Origin of the sequence: Pseudonocardia sp. NPDC049154, assembly GCF_040648315.1 — a bacterium.
Taxonomy (GTDB): domain Bacteria; phylum Actinomycetota; class Actinomycetes; order Mycobacteriales; family Pseudonocardiaceae; genus Pseudonocardia.
Map to the genome: position 1 here is coordinate 81,550 of NZ_JBEZDN010000010.1, position 19,810 is coordinate 101,359.

The following is a 19,810-nucleotide window of genomic DNA, read 5'->3' on the forward strand; positions in this document are numbered from 1 at the left end:
TGATGAGAGACGACCGTGTCCGATAGTGGAGGAGCTCTCGCATGACCGTGACCGACGAGCGCAGGCCGGGCGAGGTCGTCGAGGCGCCGACGAGCGACACGGCGGCGCTGATCATGGACCTGCAGAGCGTGGGGCTGCGGATCGAGACCACGCTGGAGACCTCCCGCACGGGCGGGGCCGGCCCGTCCGACTCCGGGATGCTGTGGATCGAGGGCGTGCCGGTCACGGTCCCGCCGAACACCACCTCCCCGTACGCGCTGCGCGCCGAGGACGAGGGCCAGGGCATCTACCGCGACGGCGTGAAGGTCGCCTCGGTCTCCGGGACGCGGCGCCCGCGCTTCTACGACCTCGAGACCGCCGACGGCGTCCCGTACCACCAGATCGCGCTGCTCCACCTGGACTCGCTCGCCTCGACCGTGGTCCAGGCCTGCAACTACTGGGGCAACTCCGACCAGTGCGGGTTCTGCGGCATCGGCGTCTCGCTGGCCGCCGGCGCCACCATCGCGAAGAAGACGCCCGAGATGCTGGCGGAGGTCGCCGTCGCGGCCCGCGACCTCGACGGCGCCGTCGACGCCACGCTGACCACCGGGTCGTCGGTCGCCCCGGACCGCGGTGCGCTGTACGTGGCGAAGTGCGGGCAGGCGGTCAAGCAGGCCGCGGGACTGCCCGTGGAGGTGCAGTTCGAGCCGCCGCGCTCGCTCGACGTGCTGCACCAGGTGCACGACATGGGCGTCGACTCCGTCGGCATCCACATCGAGTCCTTCGACCCTGCGGTGCTGGCGCGCGTGGCGCCGGGCAAGTTCCGCACCGGCGTCGACACCTACTTCCGCACGTGGGAGCGGGCGGTGCAGCTGTTCGGCGAGGGCCGGGTGTCGACCTATGTGATCCTCGGCATGGGCGAGGACCCGGACCTGACCGTGGAGATGTGCCGGCGGGCGGTCGACATCGGCGTGTACCCCTTCGTCGTGCCGCTGCGGCCGGTGGCGGGGTCGCTGATGGAGGCGGTGCCGGCGCCGGCCCGGGAGTACACCGAGCCGATCTACCGCAAGGTGGCCGGCTTCCTCGCCGAGCGTGGGCTGGGCGCGGACACCGCCGTCGCCGGGTGCGCGCGGTGCCAGGCCTGCTCGTCGCTCAACCTGGTCCAGCAGTCGGGCGGGGCGACGCCGTGCGGGTCGGCCTCCGGGGGCGGCGCCCCACTGCTGCAGATCGGGAAGCGCCCGGGCGCATGACCGCCGTGCTGCCGGAGCGGGCGACCGTGGCCGAGGTGGTCGCACGCAGCACGGTGCGTCCGGCCCGGATCCGGCCCGTACGGGCGGTCAACGTGCTGGTCGGCGTCGACCCGGTCGCCTGCCGCCCGGCCACCGACCCGGCCGCACGCGCCGCGCACCACGCGATCCGGCGCGCGGTGTTCGTGGAGGAGCAGGGCGTGTTCGAGGACTCGGACCTCGATGTGCAGGACGCCCGCAACGACGTGGTCCACGTCCTCGCCACCCACCTCGGGCGACCCGCCGGCACGGTCCGCCTCTACCCGACCGGCCGTCCCGGTGAGTGGCTCGGCGACCGCCTCGCCGTCCTGCCCGAGTTCCGCTCCGCCGCGATCGGCGGCCCACTGGTCCGCTTCGCCGTCGAGACCGCGAGTGCGCACGACGGCCTGCGGATGCGCGCCCACGTCCAGCTGCCCAACGAGCGCTTCTTCCACCGCCTCGGCTGGACCACCGACGGCCCGGTCGAGACCTACGTCGGCCACCCCCACCTCCCCATGAGCACCGCCCTCGCCGGCCCGACGACCCCCTGGCTCGCCGGCCCCCGCCGCGCCGCCTGAGGTCCCGGACGGCTCGCCCTCAGAGGTGTCGGCCGAGGAAGCCGAAGACCTCGGCCATGGCTTCCTCGCCCTCGGGGAGGCCCGCCACGCTCTCGAACGCGTGCCACATGCCTTCCCAGACCCGCAACCGGACAGGCACGCCGGCGTCGCGCAGGACGCGGGTGAAGCGCACCGCATCGCTCTGGAGGAGGTCCCTGGTTCCCGTGGTGATCATCGTCGGGACGAAGCCGCCGTTGAAGTCGGCAAGGAGGGGCGAGATCCGGGGATCGACTGCGGACGCGGTACCGCGGTATGCGGCGAACAGCTTCTCGCCGGTGTCCCGGGTCAGCAGGGGGTCGCGGCCGTCGTTGGCGACGTAGCTGTCCCCGATCACGCGGAGGTCGGCGGCAGGCGCGAAGAATCCTGCGGCCGCGGGTCGACGCCCTCGGGCAGCGGCACTCACCGTGCTGATCAGGAGGTTCGCACCTGCCGAGGACCCTGCCACCACCACGGTTCGGTGCCGCCGCGTCACCGCCTGGTAGGCCCGCTGCGTCTCCTCCAACGCCACCGGGAACCGGGCCTTCGGACTGAGGCTGTAGTCGACGGAGTAGACGACGATCCCGAGATCGTGCGCCACCCGGTACGCGTTGTAGTCGTGCCCGCTCAGCAGTGCGAACCCGCCGCCGTGGGCGAAGACGCCGGCGACACCCTTCCGGTTTCGCCGGATCTTTCGCGGCTCGATCACCACGACCCGGGTCCCGCCGATCGTCTCCTCCCGCACTGCCAGGTCCAACTGTGCGCGTAGGCCGTCCAGGAACGGCCGGATCCGCGCCGCGAGCAGGTCGTTGACAGCATCGGCGTACTCCTGCGTCAGCACCGCATCGGGGATGACGAGCGGGTCCGTCATACGCAGGTGGGCCGCGGCAGCGGCACTGACGGTCTGTGCCTGGATATCGCTGACCTGAACCACGGCCCCTCCGTCATCCTCGACGCCTGCAGACTCGCTCGACAGCACGAGCTCGTTACCGGACGTCGCCGGAACACAACGGACCGTGGTGAGCATTGCCGTCGCCCCGAGGAGGGGTTATAAGTGGGGTTATAACCCTACAGGGAGCAGCTCGTGCCGAAGATCAACGTCTACCTGCCCGACGACCTGGCCGCCGCCGTGAAAGAGGCCGGGATCCCGGTGTCGTCGGTGTGCCAGCAGGCCCTGGCGGAGGCGGTCGCGGCGGCCGGTGGCGCTCCCCCTGCCGGAGGAGCGGACATGACCGGAACGCCGGGCTGGAACAGGTTCACCGCGCGGGCACGGACCGCGGTGCGGGCCGCGCTGGAGGCGGACCGGCCGAGCACGGTCGATCTCCTCGCGGCCGTGGTCGAGGAGGGCGGGAACCTCGCGCTGACAGTGCTCGCGGCGCTCGACGTCGAGCCGCCGGACGTCCTCGCCGAGGCCCGCGGGCTGGGCGAAGGCACCGACCTGGCCGCCGCGCTCGAGCGCGCGACCACCGAGGCGCTCCGCCTGGAGCACAACTACATCGGCTGCGAGCACCTGCTGCTCGGCCTGGCCGCCGGCCCGGAGGACGACGCCGTCGTCCGCGCCCTCGTGTCCACCGGCGCCGATCCCGACAAGCTCAGGCTCGCGGTCTCCTCCGCCGTCGCGGGTGTGGCGTTCACGCGCAGCCAGCAGGCGGCGTCGGGACTGTCCGCGCCCGTCCGGACGATCCTCGAGGACATCCGGGCGCGCCTCGGCCGGCTGGAGCGCGGCACCGCGTCCTGAAGGTCGGATCACAGCAGTACGCCCCGCCCGGAGAACGAGCGGGGCGCACGGCGCGTGCAGGCGAGGACCTACTCCACCGTCACCGACTTGGCGAGGTTGCGCGGGCGGTCGACGTCGCGCTCCAGCGCCACCGCGGCGTGGTAGGCCAGGAGCTGCAGCGGCACCGACATCAGGATCGGGTCCAGCTCGGGCTCGCCGCGCGGGATCACGATGGTGCGGTCGGCGAGCTCGGCGGAGAGTTCGCGGTGCGCCAGCGCGACGACCGGGCCCTTGCGGGCGCGGATCTCGGCGAGGGTGGAGACGTTCTTCTCGAACAGGTCGTCGTCCGGCACGCAGGCCACCGTCGGCAGCTCCGGGCTGACCAGGGCGAGCGGGCCGTGCTTGAGCTCGGCGCTGGCGTAGGCCTCCGCGTGCACGTAGGAGACCTCCTTGAACTTCTGCGCGCCCTCCTTGGCGACCGGCCAGCCGCGGCGGCGGCCGATGAACAGCACGCTGTGCCGCTGCGCGATCTCCCTGGCGACCTGCTCGATCGTGCCGGTGCGCTTCTCGTCGTCGAGGATCTGCTCGATCTGGCCGGGCAGGGCGACGAGGCCGTCGAGGATCCGGCGGCCCTCGGTCGGCGCGAGGTCGCGCATGCGGCCGAGGTGCACCGCGAGCAGCGCGAACGCCACGAGCGTCGAGGTGAAGGACTTGGTCGCCGCGACGGACATCTCCGGGCCGGCGTGGATGTAGATGCCGCCGTCGACCTGGCGCGCGATCGTCGAGCCGACGACGTTGACGATCCCGATCACCCGGCCGCCCTTGCGCTGCAGCTCCTGCACCGCGGCGAGGGTGTCGACGGTCTCGCCGGACTGGCTGACCGCGACGTAGAGCGTGTCCGGCTCGACGACCGGGTTGCGGTACCGGAACTCCGACGCCGACTCCGACGTCGCGGGCATCCGGGCCAGGTCCTCGATCAGCTGGGCGCCGAGATCGCCGGCGTAGCAGGCGGAGCCGCAGCCGAGGATCTTCACGCGGCGGAACTCGCGCGCCTCGCGCACGGTCAGGTTGAGCCCGCCGAGGTGGGCGGTGTTGAAGCGCTCGTCGATGCGCCCGCGGATCGCCCGCTCGATCGAGCGCGGCTGCTCGGCGATCTCCTTGACCAGGAAGTGCGCGTGGTCGCCGATCTCGGCGCCGACGACGTCCCAGTCCACCTCCGACGGGGTCTTCGCCGTGGAGCGGGCGTCGAGGGTGAAGGTGCGGTACCCGCCGGCGGTGATGGTGGCGAGCTCGCCGTCGTCGAGGTAGACGACCTGGCGGGTGTGCCCGACCAGCGCCGCGACGTCGCTCGCGACGAACATCTCCTTCTCGCCGATGCCGAGGAGCACGGGCGAGCCGTTGCGCGCGACCACGATCCGGTCGGGGTGCTCGGTGTCGACGACGGCGATGCCGTACGCGCCGACGACCTGGCGCAGCGCGTAGCGGACGGCCTGCTCGAGGTCCTCCGCGCCGCCGGTCGCGAAGGCCGCGGCCACGAGGTGGGCGACGGTCTCGGTGTCGGTCTGCGAGGTGAACTCGACGCCGTCGGCCTGCAGCTTGGCGCGCAGCTCCTCGGCGTTCTCGATGATCCCGTTGTGCACCACGGCGATCCGGCCGGCGCTGTCGACGTGCGGGTGGGCGTTGTCGACGGTGGGCTCACCGTGCGTGGCCCAGCGCGTGTGCCCGATGCCGGGCACGCCCTTGAACCGCGCGGGCAGATCCGCCTGCAGGTCGGCGACCCGGCCGCTGACCTTGCGCACCTTCAGCTGGCCGCGCTGGATCACGGCGATCCCTGCCGAGTCGTAGCCGCGGTACTCGAGCCGGTTGAGGCCCTCGATCAGGATGGGCGCCGCGTCCTGCGCGCCCACGTACCCCACGATGCCGCACATCGGTGTTCCTCCTCGCTTCTGACCGGCGCTGCTCAGCCGTAGACCAGGCGCCGGAGCTGACGCGCGGACAGCGGCGGGGGCGCCACGCGTCGCGCGTCGAGCTCGTCCCGGATCACGGTGAAGATCCGGTCGTTGCGGAGCCCGCGGGTGCGGAGCTCGGCGTGCCGCCGCCGCACGAAGTCCTCGGTCGGCTCCGCGAAGTAGGCGAGCACCTCGTCGACGACGCGGGCGGCCTCGCCCGGGTCGAGCGCGGTGCTGCGGACCAGGTGGCGCACCAGGTCCGGGTGCGGGCCGGCGAACGCATCGGGGTGCGTCGAACGGTCCGGGGCGGCGTGCACGGACGGAACTGTGCCCGATCAACCCTCAGAACGCCAAGTTCCTGCCCGATTTCGGGCAAGAATTCGGGCGAACTGCGTACGGACGGCGCAGCGACCTCACCCACAGTGGAAATCGGACGACAAGGGGCCGCCCGTTACGCCCGGTGCACACCGGGCGCCGGGCGGGCCGCACCGGCGGCGGTCGGACGGAAGCGCGGCGCTCAGGCCGAGCGGGCCGCGGAGAGGTCCTCGGTCTCCGCGTCGGCCGCGGGCTCCAGCTCGCCCGCCCGCCACAGCGCGGCGTAGCGCCCGTCCGCCGCGAGCAGCTCGGCGTGCGGCCCCTCCTCGGCGATCCGCCCCGCGTGCAGCACGACGATCCGGTCCGACGCCGCCGCCGTGGCCAGCCGGTGCGCCACGACGAACGCGGTGCGCCGCGCCGTGAGCCGGTCGCCGGCGGCCAGTACCGCCGCCTCGGTCGCGGGGTCGAGCGCCGCGGTGGCCTCGTCGAAGATCAGCACGTCCGGGTCGACGAGCTCGGCGCGGGCCAGCGCGACCAGCTGGCGCTGCCCGGCGGACAGTCCCTGGCCGCGCTCGCCGACCGGGTGCCGGAAACCGCCGGCGAGGCCCCGGATCATCTCCAGCGCACCGACGGCCCGGGCCGCGGCCTCGATCTCCGCCTGCGTGGCGCCGGGACGGCCGTAGGCGATGTTGGCCGCGACGTCCCCGGTGAACAGGTGCGGCTCCTGCGGCACGAACCCGAGCCGGCGCCGGTAGCCCTCGAGCGGGTAGCGCCGGACGTCGACGCCGTCGACCAGCAGTTCGCCCTCGCCGACGTCGTAGAACCGGGCGAGCAGCTTGACCATGGTGGACTTGCCCGCACCCGTGGCGCCGACCAGCGCGATCGTCTCGCCGGGCCGCACGCGGAGGTTCACGTCGGCGAGCGCCGGCTGCTCGACGCCCGGGTAGCGGAAGGTGATCCCGCGCAGCTCCACCGCGCCCCGCAGCTGCGGCGGGACGACGGCGGCGTCGGAGTCCGGGGCCGCCGGCACCGAGGTCGGGGTGCGGAGCAGGTCGGCGATGCGCAGCAGGCCGATGCGGGCCTGCTGGTAGCCGTCGAACACCTGGGACAGCTGCTGCACCGGGGAGAAGAACAGCCCGAGGTAGAGCAGGAACGCGGTGAGCACGCCCGGCGTGAGGTCGCCCGCCGCCACCCGCGCGGCGCCGACGCCGAGCACCGCGGCCTGTGCGACGTCCGACAGGAACGCGACGCCCGGGAAGTACGTCGCGATGTAGCGCTGCGCCCGGATCCGGGTGCGGCGGTAGGCGTCGCTGCGGGCCCCGAACGCCGCGGCGCTGCGCTCCTCCCGGACGAACGCCTGCGCGACGCGGACGCCGGTCACGTTCTCCTGCATGTCCGCATTGACGACGCTGACCCGCTCCCGCGCCTCCGCGTACGCCCGCGACGACAGCCGCCGGAACACCACCGTGGCCACGAGCAGGATCGGCAGCACCGCGAGCGCCACCAGGGCGAGCTCCGCGTCGGTGACCAGCAGCGCGACGGCGACGCCGACCAGGGTGAGCAGGCTGACGACGGCCTGGGCGAGCCCGGTCTGCAGGAACGTCGACAGTGCGTCGACGTCCGTGGTCATCCGGGTCATGATCCGGCCGGAGAGCTCGCGCTCGTAGTAGTCCAGCCCGAGCCGCTGCAGGTGGGCGTAGCTGCGGGTGCGCAGCAGGTAGAGCAGGCTCTCGCCCGCCCGCGCGGTCACCACGGTCTGTGCGGCGACCACCAGCGCGTCGGCCAGCACGATCCCGATCCCGATCAGCGTCGCGATCAGCAGGATTCGCGTGGACCCGGCCGTGATGCCGCCGTCGACCGCGAACCGGGCGACCGACGGGAAGGCCAGCGTCGCCAGCGCGTCGAGCGCCACGAGGGCCATGCCGACGGCGAGCGTCCAGCGCACCGGCCTCAGCAGCCGGGCGAGCCGGAAGCCGGGGTCCGGTGCGGCGGGATCGATCCCGCCGAGGCGCGGGGTCTCGGTGGCGGGCTTCAGCCTCGCGACGGCGTCGAGGAGCTCCGGGGTCGCCGCGATCCCGCCGACCATGCCCGACGCGCCGGGTCCGGTGCGGGCCTGCGGGCCGCCGGCGCGCGCCGACCCCGCCTGCTCCGCCGCGGCCCGCACCGCCCGGTCGGACTCCGCCTCGCCGGCGGCGGCCTCCGGCCACAGCTCGGGCGTGACGCCGCCGGCGGGCACGGCCACCGCCGGGGCGGCCGCCGGCAGGGGCGCGACCTCGGGCTCCGCGACGGTCCCGGCTTCCTCGACCGGCTCCTCGTCGGCGTGCGCCTGCGCGCCGGTGGCCAGCAGCTCGCGGAACAGCGCGCACCGCCCCCGCAGCTCCTCCTCGGTCCCGACGTCGACGACCCGGCCGGCGTCGAGCACCGCGATCCGGTCGGCGAGGGCGAGGGTGGAGCGCCGGTGTGCGACGAGGATCGTGGTCCGCCCGACGGTCAGCTCGCGGAGGGCCTCGTGGATGGCGGACTCGGTGGCGGTGTCGACGGCGGAGGTCGCGTCGTCGAGCACCAGGACGCGGGGATCGGTGAGCAGCGCCCGGGCCAGCGCGATCCGCTGCCGCTGCCCGCCGGAGAGCGTGAGCCCGCGCTCGCCGACCGGGGTGTCGTAGCCCTCGGGCAGCGCCTCGACGAACGTGGCGACCTGCGCGGCCGCCGCGGCGGCGCGGATCTCCTCCTCGCTCGCGTCGGGCCGGCCGTAGGCGATGTTGGCGCGGATGGTGTCGGAGAAGAGGAAGGCCTCCTCGAACACCACGCCCAGCTCGGCGCGCAGGTCCCGCAGCCGCAGCTCCCGGACGTCGATCCCGCCGATCCGCACCGCCCCGTCCCAGGGGTCGTAGAAGCGGGGCAGCAGCAGCGCGACCGTGGACTTGCCGGAGCCGGCGGTACCGACCACGGCCAGGGTCTCCCCCGGCTCGGCGCGCAGGGACACCCCGTCGAGCACCGGCCGTCCGGGCTCGTAGCCGAACCGCACGGCGTCGAGCTCCACGCCGACCGGGCCGGCGGGCAACGCGCGGGGCGCGGGCGGGTCCTGCACGTCCGGCTCCGCGTCGACCAGGTCGTACACGCGCTCGACGCCGGCGCGGGCCAGCTGCGCGCTGACGACCAGCGACCCGACCAGCCGGGCCGGCCCGACGAGCTGCGCGACGTAGGTGGTGAAGGCCAGGAAGGTGCCGAGCGAGATCGACCCGCGCACCGCCATCAGCCCGCCGATGCCGATCACCGCGACCTGGCCGAGCGTGGGCAGCGCGAGCAGCACCGGGTTGAGCCGGGCCGTCATCCGCGCGGCGCGCATCCGCTCGCCGAACAGCCGCCGGGCCAGCCCCTCCAGGGTGCCGACCTCGCGGGTCTCCTGGCCGAAGCCCTTGACCACACGGACGCCGGTGACCGTCTCCTCGACCTGCTGTGCCACGTCCGCCGCGCGCTGCTGGGCCGACCACGTGGCCGGGAACAGCGAGCGCCGGGTGCGGCTGGTGATGTACGCCGCCAGCGGCAGCATGATCAGCGACACCACGGTGAGCAGCGGGGACAACCACAGCATGGCCGCCACCGACGCGATCACGAGCGCGATCGTGCCGGCGGTGAGCGGCACCATCGACAGCAGCGACTGGACCTGCTGGAGGTCGGTGATCGCGCGGGAGGCGACCTGGCCGGTGCGCAGTGCGTCCTGCCGGCGCCCGTCGAGCCGCTGGACGGCGGCGAACACCTGGCGGCGCAGGTCGTGCTGAACGTCGAGCGCCATCCGCCCGGCGAGGTAGCGCCGCAGGAAGGACGCGGTGAAGCGGACGACCGCCAGCCCCAGGATCGCCAGCACGATCGGCAGCAGCACGTCCGTGACGCCCCGCACCGCGTCGTCGACCGCGACCCGGGTGAGCAGCGGGCCCGCCGCGTCGAGGCTCACCCCGAACACCGACGCGACGAGCGCGCCGACGGTGACCCGGCGGTGCCGCAGGCACTCGCGGGTGAGCCGGCGCAGCCATCCGGCGGGCCGGGTGCCCGGGTCGGGCGAGGGGGTGGGGAGCGGGTCGGGCACGGATCCAGGTTAGGACGCCGGTCCGACAGTCCGCCGCCCGACGACGTCCGCCCTGGTCACACCCGTCTCAGGTCACGTCCCGGCGGCCGCCGACGACCCACGCCACCGCCACCCCGGCCCCGGCCCACACGACGAGCACGAGCAGCGCGCCCCACGCCGGCGGGGGCCCGGCGACGCCCGCCAGGCCCTCGACGATCGAGGACGCGAACCGGCCGCCGAGCTCCTGGGCCGGCAGGTCGTAGAGCGCGATGTCGCCGGCGTTGGCGGGCAGGAACGAGGTGAGCCGGGCGATCGCCGACGGCGCGCTGCCCTCCTCCGTGCCCGAGCGCAGGATCAGCGAGACGAGGTTCTCCACCGCCAGCACGTAGACCAGCAGCGCGACGACGGCCCCGGCCTGGTTGACGACCAGCGTGCCGAGCGCGACCCCGAGCACCGCCCAGAGCGCACACACCAGGATCCCGAGGCCGCTCAGCGCCAGGATCCCGCCGACGGACGGCAGCGGCGCGGCGCCCTGGCCCAGCAGGCCGGCGAGCAGCCCGAGCACGATCGCGAGCAGGGCGTACGCGGCGCCGACGCCGGCCGCCACCGCCGACTTGGCCAGCAGCGTCGGCACCCGCCCGGCCAGCAGGTAGGTGGTGGTCACGGTGCGGTGCCGGAACTCCGAGGTGGCCAGCACCACGCCGTGCAGCGCCGCGAACACCGTGGTCAGCGACAGCGCGTAGGCCAGCGAGGCCAGCAGGATCCCGGGGAGACCGTCGCCCACCCCGGCGACGGCCGAGCTGAACAACCCGCCGAACAGGTTGACCATCACCGCGAGCAGGGCCACCGGGATCGCGAGCGCCCACCAGGTGCGCACGGACAGCGCCTTGAGCGCCTCGGCCCGCAGGACGCCCGCGGTGGGGAGCAGGTCGGTCGTCACACCACACCTCCGCCGGTCAGCCGCAGGAACATCGCCTCGAGGTCCGCGCGCTCCTCGACCAGGCCGTAGACGGCCACGCCCGCGGCGAGCGCGGTGTCGCCGACGAGCACCGCGTCGGCTGCGACGGCGAGCCCGCCGTCGGCAACGTGGTCGATCTCCAGCACACCCCGGGCGGCGAGCGCCTCGGCGAGCCGGACGGGGTCGGAGCAGCGGACGCGGACGGCGGGCCGGCCGTGCAGCCCGTCGGCCGGGCCCTGGTAGACGCAGGCCCCCACCGAGATCACGACGAGCCGGTCCGCGGTCTGCGCGATCTCCGCGAGCTGGTGGCTGGACACGAGCACGGTCCGCCCGGAACGCGCGAAACCGCGCAGGAACTCCCGCAGCCACGCGATGCCCTGCGGGTCGAGGCCGTTGCCCGGCTCGTCGAGCACCAGGATGCGCGGGTCGCCGAGCAACGCGACCGCGAGGGCGAGACGCTGGGCCATGCCGAGCGAGTAGCCGCCGGTGGCCCGGTCGGCGGCGTCGGCGAGCCCGACGAGGGCGAGCACCTCGTCGACCCGGTCCTCCGCCACGCCGATCGCCGAGGCGCAGACCTGCAGGTGCCGCCGGGCGGTGCGCGCGGGGTGGGCGCCCTGCGCCTCCAGCACGGCGCCGACGACCCGCCCGGGTGCGGTCAGCTCCGGGTACGGGGCGCCCTCGACCAGCGTCGCTCCCGCGGTCGGGGCGACCAGGCCGAGGATCGCGCGCAGCGTCGTCGTCTTGCCGGAGCCGTTGGGCCCCAGGAAGCCGGTCACCGCACCCGGCTCGACCGTGAACGACAGCCCGCGCACGGCCTCGACCGTGCCGAACCGCTTGGCCAGGCCGGACACCTCGATCCGGCCGCTGCCGTCGGGTTCGCGTCCCACACCTCTCCTCACGCTCGGGCCCCATCCTGCCCCCGGCGCGCGTGCCGCGGGCGCGCGGGTGGACCCGCGAGGTTCGTCCCTCGATTCCGGTTCTCCCCGACGCTAGAGTGGCGCCCGCCGTGATCCATCTCACGCCCCCGAGGGAGCACCGATGACGCTGTCCCCCGACCGCCCCGCCGACGTGTCCGGCCTGCTGGGACGCTGGGCCGCCGAGCGGCCCGACGCCGAGGCGCTGCGGTTCGCCGGCGTGCGCCGCACGTGGGCCGAGCTCGACGAGCGGGTCCGCCGGCTGGCCGCGGCGCTGCGGGCCGAGGGCGTCGGGCCCGGGGACCGGGTGGCCGTGCTCGACCTCAACCACCCCTCCTGCCTGGAGCTGACGCTGGCCTGCGCGCGGATCGGCGCCGCCAACGCCGTCGTCAACTTCCGGCTGGCGCCGCCCGAGATCGTCTACGTGCTCAACGACTCCGGCGCCGTGCTCCTGCTCGTCGGGCCGGAGTTCGCGCAGGCGGCCGAGGCCCTGCGGGACGAGGCGCCCGCCCTGCGCCGCCGGATCCGGGTCGGCGGGCCGGACGACGAGTACGAGGCCTGGCTGGCCGCGCACGAGCCCGACGACGGCCCGGCCGAGGCCGACCCGGAGGCCTGCTTCGTGCAGCTCTACACCTCGGGCACGACCGGCTTCCCGAAGGGCGTGATGCTCACCCACCGGGCGATGCTGGCGCACTCGACCAACGTGGCCGAGAGCTTCGAGGTGGACCATGACGCCGTCGTCCAGGTCGCGATGCCGCTGTTCCACGTCGGCGGCACCAGCTACGCCCTGCTCGCGGTCCACTTCGGCGCGCGGATGGTGATGCTGCGCGTGCCCGACCCGGCCGCGGTCGTCGAGCAGCTGGAGACCGAACGGATCACGCACACCTTCCTGGTGCCGGCGCTGCTGGCGGCGGTCACGAAGGTGCCGGGTGTCGAGACCCGCGACCTCTCCGCGATCAAGGTCCTCTCCTACGGCGCCTCACCGATGCCGCTCCCCGTGATGCGGGCGTGCCTGCCGCTGTTCCCGGGGCGGATGCACCAGGTCTACGGGATGACGGAGGCGTGCGGCGTGGTCACCGCGCTGCCCGCCGCCGACCACGAGGACCCGGCCGTCGCGCACCGGCTGGTCTCGGCCGGGACGCCGATCCACGGCGTCGAGATCGAGGTCCGCGACCCGGCGACCGGCGAACCGGTGCCGACCGGCGAGCCGGGCGAGATCTGGGTGCGCACCGCGCAGCTCATGGCCGGCTACTGGCGCCGGCCCGAGGCCACCGCCGCCGCGATCACCTCCGACGGCTGGCTGCGCTCCGGCGACGGCGGGCACCTCGACGCCGACGGCTACGTCTACGTGACCGACCGGGTCAAGGACATGATCGTCAGCGGCGGGGAGAACGTGTACCCGGCCGAGATCGAGCGCGTGCTCGCCGAGTACCCCGGGATCGCCGACGTGGCCGTGATCGGCGTGCCGGACGAGCGGTGGGGCGAGGTGCCACGCGCGATCGTCGTGCCGGCCGACGGTGCCGAGCTCGACGAGGCCGCCGTGCTCGCGCACTGTCGCGCGCACCTGGCCTCGTACAAGTGCCCCAAGGGCATGGACGTGGTGGCCGAGCTGCCCCGCAACCCCACCGGCAAGATCCTCAAGAAGGACCTGCGGGCCCCCTTCTGGGCGGGCCGGGAGCGCCGGACGGTGTGAACCCGGACCTGGATGTGACAGTCTCACTGTCGTGAAGCTCTCGACCCAGCTGCCGTACAGCGACGACCCGGTGGCGGGCGCCACCCGCATCGTCGAGCTCGAGAAGGCCGGGCTCGACGTCGTGTGGGTCGCCGAGGCCTACAGCTACGACGCCGTGTCCCTCATGGGCTACCTCGCCGCGCGCACCGAGCGGATCGAGATCGGCTCGGGCATCCTGCCGATCTACAGCCGGACCCCCACCCTCACGGCCATGACGGCCGCGGGCCTCGACGCGCTGTCCGGCGGCCGGGCGATCCTGGGTCTCGGCACCTCCGGGCCGCAGGTGATCGAGGGCTTCCACGGCGTCCCGTTCGACAAGCCGATCGGGCGCACCCGCGAGGTCATCGAGATCTGCCGGGCCGTATGGCGGCGCGAGCGCATCCAGCACGAGGGCATCTACACGATCCCGGTTCCGGAGGGCCGCGGCACCGGGCTCGGCAAGCCGTTGAAGCTGATCAACCACCCGCAGCGGGCGGACATCCCGATCTGGATCGCGGCGCTCGGCGACAAGAACGTGGAGATGACCGCCGAGCTCGCCGAGGGCTGGCTGCCGCACGCCGTCGTCCCCGAGCGGATGCAGGAGGCCTTCGGCGCGCCGCTGGCCGCCGGCCTGGCCAAGCGGGCGCCCGAGCTCGGCCCGCTGCAGATCACCGGCGGCGGCTTCCTCGCGATCGAGGAGGAGATGTGGGAGCCGGCCCGGCAGGCGGCGCGGGCGATGTTCGCGCTCTACGTCGGCGGGATGGGCGCGCGCGGGAAGAACTTCTACAACACCGTGATGCAGCGCCAGGGCTGGGCGGACGCCGCGCGGACCGTCCAGGACCTGTACCTCGACGGGCGCAAGGAGGAGGCCGCGGCCGCGCTGCCGGACGAGTTCATCGAGAAGTCGACGCTCATCGGCCCGCCCTCGTTCGTCAAGGAGCGGATCGCGGCACTGCACGAGGTCGGCGTCACGCACCTCCAGGTCAACCCGGTCACCGACGACGCCCCCAGGGTCCTCGGACAGGTGCGCGAGTGGCTGCCGTGACCCGCGGCTGAGCGGAGCTCGCGGAGCGACCATCGACGCTGAGCGGAGCTCGCGGAGCGAACATCGACGCTGAGCGGAGCTCGCGGAGCGACCATCGGCGCTGAGCGGAGCTCGCGGAGCGGATACCGTCCCTGAGCAGCGGGCGGTCACGCGAACCGGGGGTGGCGTCACGGGCCGTGTCGGGCCCGTTCCACAATGCCGGGTGAACCTGCCGACCCCCCGGGAGCTGCGTGGTGCCCGACCTTCCCGTGCGCACGTCCGACGAGCCGATGGAACCGGAGCAGTACCGGTACATCGCGACGCACGCGTGGTGGATGGGCACCTTCATGGGCCCCGACCCGGCCGAGCCGGTGCACGTGCACCTGTCCGAGCACCTGCTCCAGCAGTGGACGCCCGCGGTCCAGGACGCGGACTGGCTGCTCGACCGCGAGCTCACCGGCCGGGTCACCTGGCTCGCCGGCTCGGGCGAGGCGGCCGACGACGCCGGGTTCGACCTGCGGGACGCCTGGCCCACCGGCCGGTTCCGCGCGAAGTACGGCGACTTCTACGCCGAGCTGCACGACTCGACCCCGCACCGGCCCGCCGGGAACTGGGCCACGCCGACCCGCGAGTTCCTGGCCCTGCTGCCCCGGGAGCCCGGCGAGCTGCTCGCCCGGCTGCTGGCCGACGCGCCGCAGGGGCGCACCTACACCGGGCCGTTCCGCAGCGCCGTCGACGCACTCCGAACCTGCTCGGTCCCGGCCGACCTGCGCGCGCCGCTCTACGCCGCGCTGCTCGAGCTCCCCGCCGTCTCGCTCGTCGACGAGGTCAAGGACCTCGACGGCAACCTGTGCCTCGCCCTGGTGCACGACGCCGGGCCCACCCGCACCGAGCTCCTCGTCGACCCGGTCGACGGGCAGTACGCCGGCGAGCGGGACACCCTGCGCCGCGACTCCTCGTGCGGGCTGGTGGAGGGCACGGTGATCGCGGAGACCTCCGTGCGCACCGCCGTCGTGCCCGCGATCGGGGCCCTCCCCGTTTTCTGACCCGGCCCGGCGGGCACCCGCCGGACGGAGGTCACAACGCGACCGAGCACATACCGGCTCCGTCCCGGGGAGGACTACCCTGGGAGGGCGGTCATCGGCGACTGAGAAGCTTCAAGCGAACCAAGGCGGTTGAGAGCGCGTGTCCACCAGTAGTACGACCGGCCATACCGGGGAGTTCGGCGCCAACCAGTTCGGCCCGAACGAGTGGCTCGTCGAGGAGATGTACCAGCGCTTCCTCGAGGACCCGAAGACGGTCGACCCGGCCTGGCACGACTTCTTCGCGGACTACAAGCCCGGCGGCTCGCTGTCGGGCGCCGCGCCCGCCGAGGACAGCCCGACCGCGCAGGGCGAGGCCGAGCGCGCGGAGGCCGACCGCTCCGCCGACGCCGAGGCCGCCGGCGCGCCGACCGCCGACCCGGACCGCTCCGCCACCACCACCAACGGCTCCTCTCGCACCGGAAAGCAGGACGTGCCCCCCGCCAGCACACCCACGACCAGTCCCGCCGAGCCGACCGAGGTCCGCCGCGCCGGCGACCGCGCCGCGTCGAACGGCAACGGCGCGGCCCCGCCCGCCGCGAAGCCCGCCGCCGGCAGCACCTCCAAGGCCGCCGCCAGGCCGGCCGCGGAGAGCCAGGACCAGGTCCTGCCGATCCGGGGCGCGGCCAACGCCGTCGTCAAGAACATGAACGCCTCGCTCGCCGTCCCCACGGCGACGAGCGTGCGCGCGGTCCCGGCGAAGCTGCTGGCCGACAACCGCATCGTCATCAACAACCAGCTGAAGCGCACCCGCGGCGGCAAGATCTCCTTCACCCACCTCATCGGCTACGCCGTGGTGAAGGCGCTGGCCGACTTCCCGACGATGAACCGCCACTTCGTCGAGACGGACGGCAAGCCCACCGTCGTCCAGCCCGAGCACGTCAACCTCGGCCTGGCCATCGACCTGCCGGGCAAGAACGGGCAGCGCTCGCTCGTCGTGGTGTCGATCAAGGGCTGCGAGCGGATGACGTTCGCGCAGTTCTGGTCCGCCTACGAGGGCATGGTCCACAAGGCGCGCAACGGCTCGCTCACCGCCGAGGACTTCCAGGGCACCACGATCTCGCTGACCAACCCGGGCACGCTGGGCACCAACCACTCGGTGCCGCGGTTGATGCAGGGTCAGGGCACGATCGTCGGCGTCGGTGCGATGGAGTACCCGGCGGAGTTCCAGGGCGCCTCCGAGGAGCGGCTCGCCCAGATCGGTGTCAGCAAGATCATCACGCTGACCTCGACCTACGACCACCGGATCATCCAGGGCGCCGAGTCCGGCGACTTCCTGCGCCGGGTGCACCGCCTGCTGCTGGGCGACGACGGCTTCTACGACGACATCTTCACCTCGCTGCGGGTGCCGTACGAGCCGGTCCGCTGGGTGCAGGACTTCCCCGAGGGCGAGGTCGACAAGACCGCGCGCGTCCTCGAGCTGATCGAGTCCTACCGCACCCGCGGCCACCTGATGGCGGACACGGACCCGCTGAACTACCGCCAGCGCCGCCACCCCGACCTCGACGTGCTGTCCCACGGCCTCACGCTATGGGACCTCGACCGCGACTTCGCCGTCGGCGGGTTCGGCGGCGAGGCGCACATGAAGCTGCGGGACGTGCTCGGCCTGCTGCGCGACTCCTACTGCCGCACCGTCGGCACGGAGTACATGCACATCGCCGACCCCGAGCAGCGCGCCTGGCTGCAGGAGCGCATCGAGGTGCCGCACCAGAAGCCCTCGGTGGTCGAGCAGAAGTACATCCTGTCGAAGCTCAACGCCGCCGAGGCGTTCGAGACCTTCCTGCAGACCAAGTACGTCGGGCAGAAGCGGTTCTCGCTGGAGGGCGGCGAGACCGTCATCCCGCTGCTCGACGCCGTGCTGGACAAGGCCGCCGAGAACGAGCTCGACGAGGTGGTCATCGGCATGCCGCACCGCGGCCGGCTCAACGTGCTGGCCAACATCGTCGGGAAGCCGATCAGCCAGATCTTCCGCGAGTTCGAGGGCAACCTCGACCCAGGCCAGGCCCACGGCTCCGGCGACGTCAAGTACCACCTCGGCGCCGAGGGCAAGTACTTCCGGATGTTCGGCGACGGCGAGACGGTCGTGTCGCTGGCCTCGAACCCCTCGCACCTGGAGGCCGTCGACCCGGTCCTCGAGGGCATCGTCCGCGCCAAGCAGGACCTGCTCGACAAGGGCGAGGGCGGCTTCACCGTCCTGCCGCTGATGATGCACGGCGACGCGGCGTTCGCCGGGCAGGGCGTGGTGGCGGAGACGCTGAACCTGGCCCTGCTGCGCGGCTACCGCACCGGCGGCACCGTGCACGTGGTCGTCAACAACCAGGTCGGCTTCACCACCGCGCCGGAGCACTCGCGTTCCTCGCAGTACTGCACGGACGTGGCGAAGATGATCGGCGCGCCGGTCTTCCACGTGAACGGCGACGACCCCGAGGCCTGCGTCTGGGTGGCCAAGCTGGCGGTCGAGTACCGCGAGCGCTGGAACAACGACGTCGTGATCGACATGATCTGCTACCGCCGCCGCGGCCACAACGAGGGCGACGACCCCTCGATGACGCAGCCGGCGATGTACGACGTGATCGACGCCAAGCGCTCGGTGCGCAAGATCTACACCGAGTCGCTGATCGGCCGCGGCGACATCACCATGGAGGAGGCCGAGCACGCGCTCAAGGACTTCTCCAACCAGCTCGAGCACGTGTTCAACGAGGTCCGCGAGCTGGAGAAGACCCCGCCCGCCGTGTCCGCCTCGGTCGAGAAGGAACAGCTCGTGCCGAGCGACCTGGACACCTCGATCCCGCTGGAGGTCGTGCACCGCGTCGGGGACGTGCACGAGCACCTGCCCGAGGGCTTCACCCCGCACCAGCGCGTCAAGCCGGTGCTGGCCAAGCGGGCGAAGATGTCCCGCGAGGGCGACATCGACTGGGCCTTCGGCGAGCTGCTCGCCTTCGGCTCGCTGGCGATGGACGGCAAGCTGGTCCGGCTCTCCGGCCAGGACTCGCGGCGCGGCACGTTCGTGCAGCGGCACTCGGTGCTGATCGACCGGAAGACCGGCGAGGAGTACTACCCGCTGCGCAACCTGGCCGATGACCAGGGCCGGTTCCTCCCCTACGACTCCGCGCTCTCGGAGTTCGCCGCGGTCGGCTTCGAGTACGGCTACTCGGTCGCCAACCCGGACGCGCTGGTCATGTGGGAGGCGCAGTTCGGCGACTTCGTCAACGGCGCCCAGCCGATCATCGACGAGTTCATCTCGTCCGGTGAGGCGAAGTGGGGTCAGTTCTCCGACGTCGTGCTGCTGCTGCCGCACGGCCTGGAGGGCCAGGGCCCGGACCATAGCTCCGGCCGCATCGAGCGGTTCCTGCAGCTGTGCGCCGAGGGCTCGATGACGGTCGCGCTGCCGTCGGAGCCGGCGAACTACTTCCACCTGCTGCGCCGGCACGCGCTCGACGGCGTCCGCCGCCCGCTGGTCGTCTTCACCCCGAAGTCGATGCTGCGGAACAAGGCGGTCGTCAGCCCGATCTCGGACTTCACCGGCGGCCGGTTCCGCCCGGTGATCGACGACCCGGAGTTCCGCTCCGCGGACGGGCCCGCCTCGTCGGTCAAGAAGGTCCTGCTGTGCAGCGGCAAGATCTTCTGGGAGCTGCACCAGCAGCGGCAGAAGCGCGAGATCACCGACACGGCGATCGTGCGCGTCGAGCAGCTGTACCCGGTGCCGGACCGCCAGTTGGCCTCGGTCCTGGAGCGCTACCCGAACGCGCAGGACATCCGCTGGGTCCAGGAGGAGCCGGCCAACCAGGGTGCCTGGCCGCACATGGGTCTCGAGCTGCCGGACAAGCTGCCGGAGCGGCTCTCGGGCCTCAAGCGGATCAGCCGCCGCCGGATGGCCGCGCCGGCCGCCGGGTCGTCGAAGGTGCACGAGGTCGAGCAGCGCGAGCTGATCGACAAGGCGTTCTCGTAGGGAACCGTGTACTTCACCGACCGGGGCATCGAGGAACTGGTCGAACGCCGCGGGGACGAGGCGGTCAGCGTCGAGTGGCTGGCCGCCCGCCTCCGGGCCTTCGTCGACTCCCACCCCGCCTACGAGGACGCGGTCGAGCGCCTCGCGACCTTCCTGGCCCGCGACGACGAAGAATGACGCTCGTGAGTGGCGATAGTCGCCAGAGCGACTATCGCCCCACAACACCGGGGGGGGCGGGGGCGTGCCCCCTCCGCGGCGGGGGGCGCGCGGCCCGGGGTTCGCGTTTGTGGT

14 protein-coding genes are annotated in these 19,810 nt (G+C 73.4%); 8 read left to right on the forward strand and 6 right to left on the reverse strand.

Features of this window, described 5'->3' with window-relative positions; translation table 11 throughout:
- The first annotated feature begins 41 nt into the window (after positions 1-41).
- Both AB0B41_RS08300 and AB0B41_RS08305 read left to right on the forward strand, forming a co-directional pair.
- Positions 42-1,229, forward strand: coding sequence for an MSMEG_0568 family radical SAM protein (locus AB0B41_RS08300; RefSeq protein ID WP_358200398.1), 1,188 nt, complete (start codon positions 42-44; stop codon positions 1,227-1,229).
- Entirely contained in the window at positions 1,226-1,822 is a 597-nt protein-coding gene (locus AB0B41_RS08305; RefSeq protein WP_358200400.1) for an MSMEG_0567/Sll0786 family nitrogen starvation N-acetyltransferase, read from the forward strand. The genes AB0B41_RS08300 and AB0B41_RS08305 overlap by 4 nt, the downstream gene beginning before the upstream one ends.
- A 19-nt stretch (positions 1,823-1,841) precedes the next feature.
- Here the strand turns inward: AB0B41_RS08305 and AB0B41_RS08310 are convergent, their stop codons facing one another.
- On the reverse strand, positions 1,842-2,864 hold the full coding sequence (locus tag AB0B41_RS08310; RefSeq protein ID WP_358200402.1) for an alpha/beta hydrolase: 1,023 nt from the start codon (positions 2,862-2,864) through the stop codon (positions 1,842-1,844).
- A 57-nt stretch (positions 2,865-2,921) separates the two neighbouring features.
- Between AB0B41_RS08310 and AB0B41_RS08315 the strand changes: the two genes are divergently transcribed.
- Positions 2,922-3,575, forward strand: coding sequence for a Clp protease N-terminal domain-containing protein (locus tag AB0B41_RS08315; RefSeq protein ID WP_358200405.1), 654 nt, complete (start codon positions 2,922-2,924; stop codon positions 3,573-3,575).
- Between the two features lie 68 nt (positions 3,576-3,643).
- On the opposite strand, the gene glmS is transcribed toward AB0B41_RS08315, so the two are convergent.
- The 5 genes from glmS to AB0B41_RS08340 all read right to left on the reverse strand — a co-directional run bounded on the left by glmS (position 3,644) and on the right by AB0B41_RS08340 (position 11,726).
- Positions 3,644-5,482: a glutamine--fructose-6-phosphate transaminase (isomerizing) gene (gene glmS / locus AB0B41_RS08320; protein ID WP_358200407.1), complete on the reverse strand. Its 1,839-nt coding sequence runs from the start codon at positions 5,480-5,482 to the stop codon at positions 3,644-3,646.
- A gap of 32 nt (positions 5,483-5,514) precedes the next feature.
- Positions 5,515-5,820 carry a hypothetical protein gene (locus AB0B41_RS08325; RefSeq protein ID WP_358200409.1) on the reverse strand — a complete coding sequence of 102 codons (306 nt, stop codon included), beginning with the start codon at positions 5,818-5,820 and terminating at the stop codon, positions 5,515-5,517.
- 200 nt (positions 5,821-6,020) lie between these two features.
- Positions 6,021-9,902: an ABC transporter ATP-binding protein gene (locus AB0B41_RS08330; protein ID WP_358200411.1), complete on the reverse strand. Its 3,882-nt coding sequence runs from the start codon at positions 9,900-9,902 to the stop codon at positions 6,021-6,023.
- A 67-nt stretch (positions 9,903-9,969) separates the two neighbouring features.
- Complete coding sequence (locus AB0B41_RS08335; RefSeq protein ID WP_358200414.1) at positions 9,970-10,821, reverse strand: hypothetical protein; 852 nt, start codon at positions 10,819-10,821, stop codon at positions 9,970-9,972.
- On the reverse strand, positions 10,818-11,726 hold the full coding sequence (locus AB0B41_RS08340; protein WP_358200416.1) for an ATP-binding cassette domain-containing protein: 909 nt from the start codon (positions 11,724-11,726) through the stop codon (positions 10,818-10,820). Before AB0B41_RS08340 ends, AB0B41_RS08335 begins: the two co-directional genes overlap by 4 nt.
- 151 nt (positions 11,727-11,877) lie before the next feature.
- On the opposite strand from AB0B41_RS08340, the gene AB0B41_RS08345 reads away from it, so the two are divergent.
- From AB0B41_RS08345 to AB0B41_RS08365, 5 genes are all read left to right on the forward strand, one after another.
- Positions 11,878-13,446: a long-chain-fatty-acid--CoA ligase gene (locus AB0B41_RS08345; RefSeq protein ID WP_358200418.1), complete on the forward strand. Its 1,569-nt coding sequence runs from the start codon at positions 11,878-11,880 to the stop codon at positions 13,444-13,446.
- Positions 13,447-13,477: 31 nt separating this feature from the next.
- The gene (locus AB0B41_RS08350; protein WP_358200421.1) at positions 13,478-14,509 is read left to right on the forward strand and encodes an LLM class F420-dependent oxidoreductase; all 1,032 of its coding nucleotides are present in this window, start codon (positions 13,478-13,480) and stop codon (positions 14,507-14,509) included.
- A gap of 233 nt (positions 14,510-14,742) precedes the next feature.
- The gene (locus tag AB0B41_RS08355) at positions 14,743-15,534 is read left to right on the forward strand and encodes a hypothetical protein (RefSeq protein ID WP_358200423.1); all 792 of its coding nucleotides are present in this window, start codon (positions 14,743-14,745) and stop codon (positions 15,532-15,534) included.
- Positions 15,535-15,673: 139 nt separating this feature from the next.
- Entirely contained in the window at positions 15,674-19,519 is a 3,846-nt protein-coding gene (locus AB0B41_RS08360; protein ID WP_358200424.1) for a multifunctional oxoglutarate decarboxylase/oxoglutarate dehydrogenase thiamine pyrophosphate-binding subunit/dihydrolipoyllysine-residue succinyltransferase subunit, read from the forward strand.
- Positions 19,520-19,525: 6 nt separating this feature from the next.
- Positions 19,526-19,696, forward strand: a complete 171-nt coding sequence (locus AB0B41_RS08365; protein WP_358200426.1) for a DUF6104 family protein — start codon at positions 19,526-19,528, stop codon at positions 19,694-19,696.
- Positions 19,697-19,810: the final 114 nt, after the last annotated feature.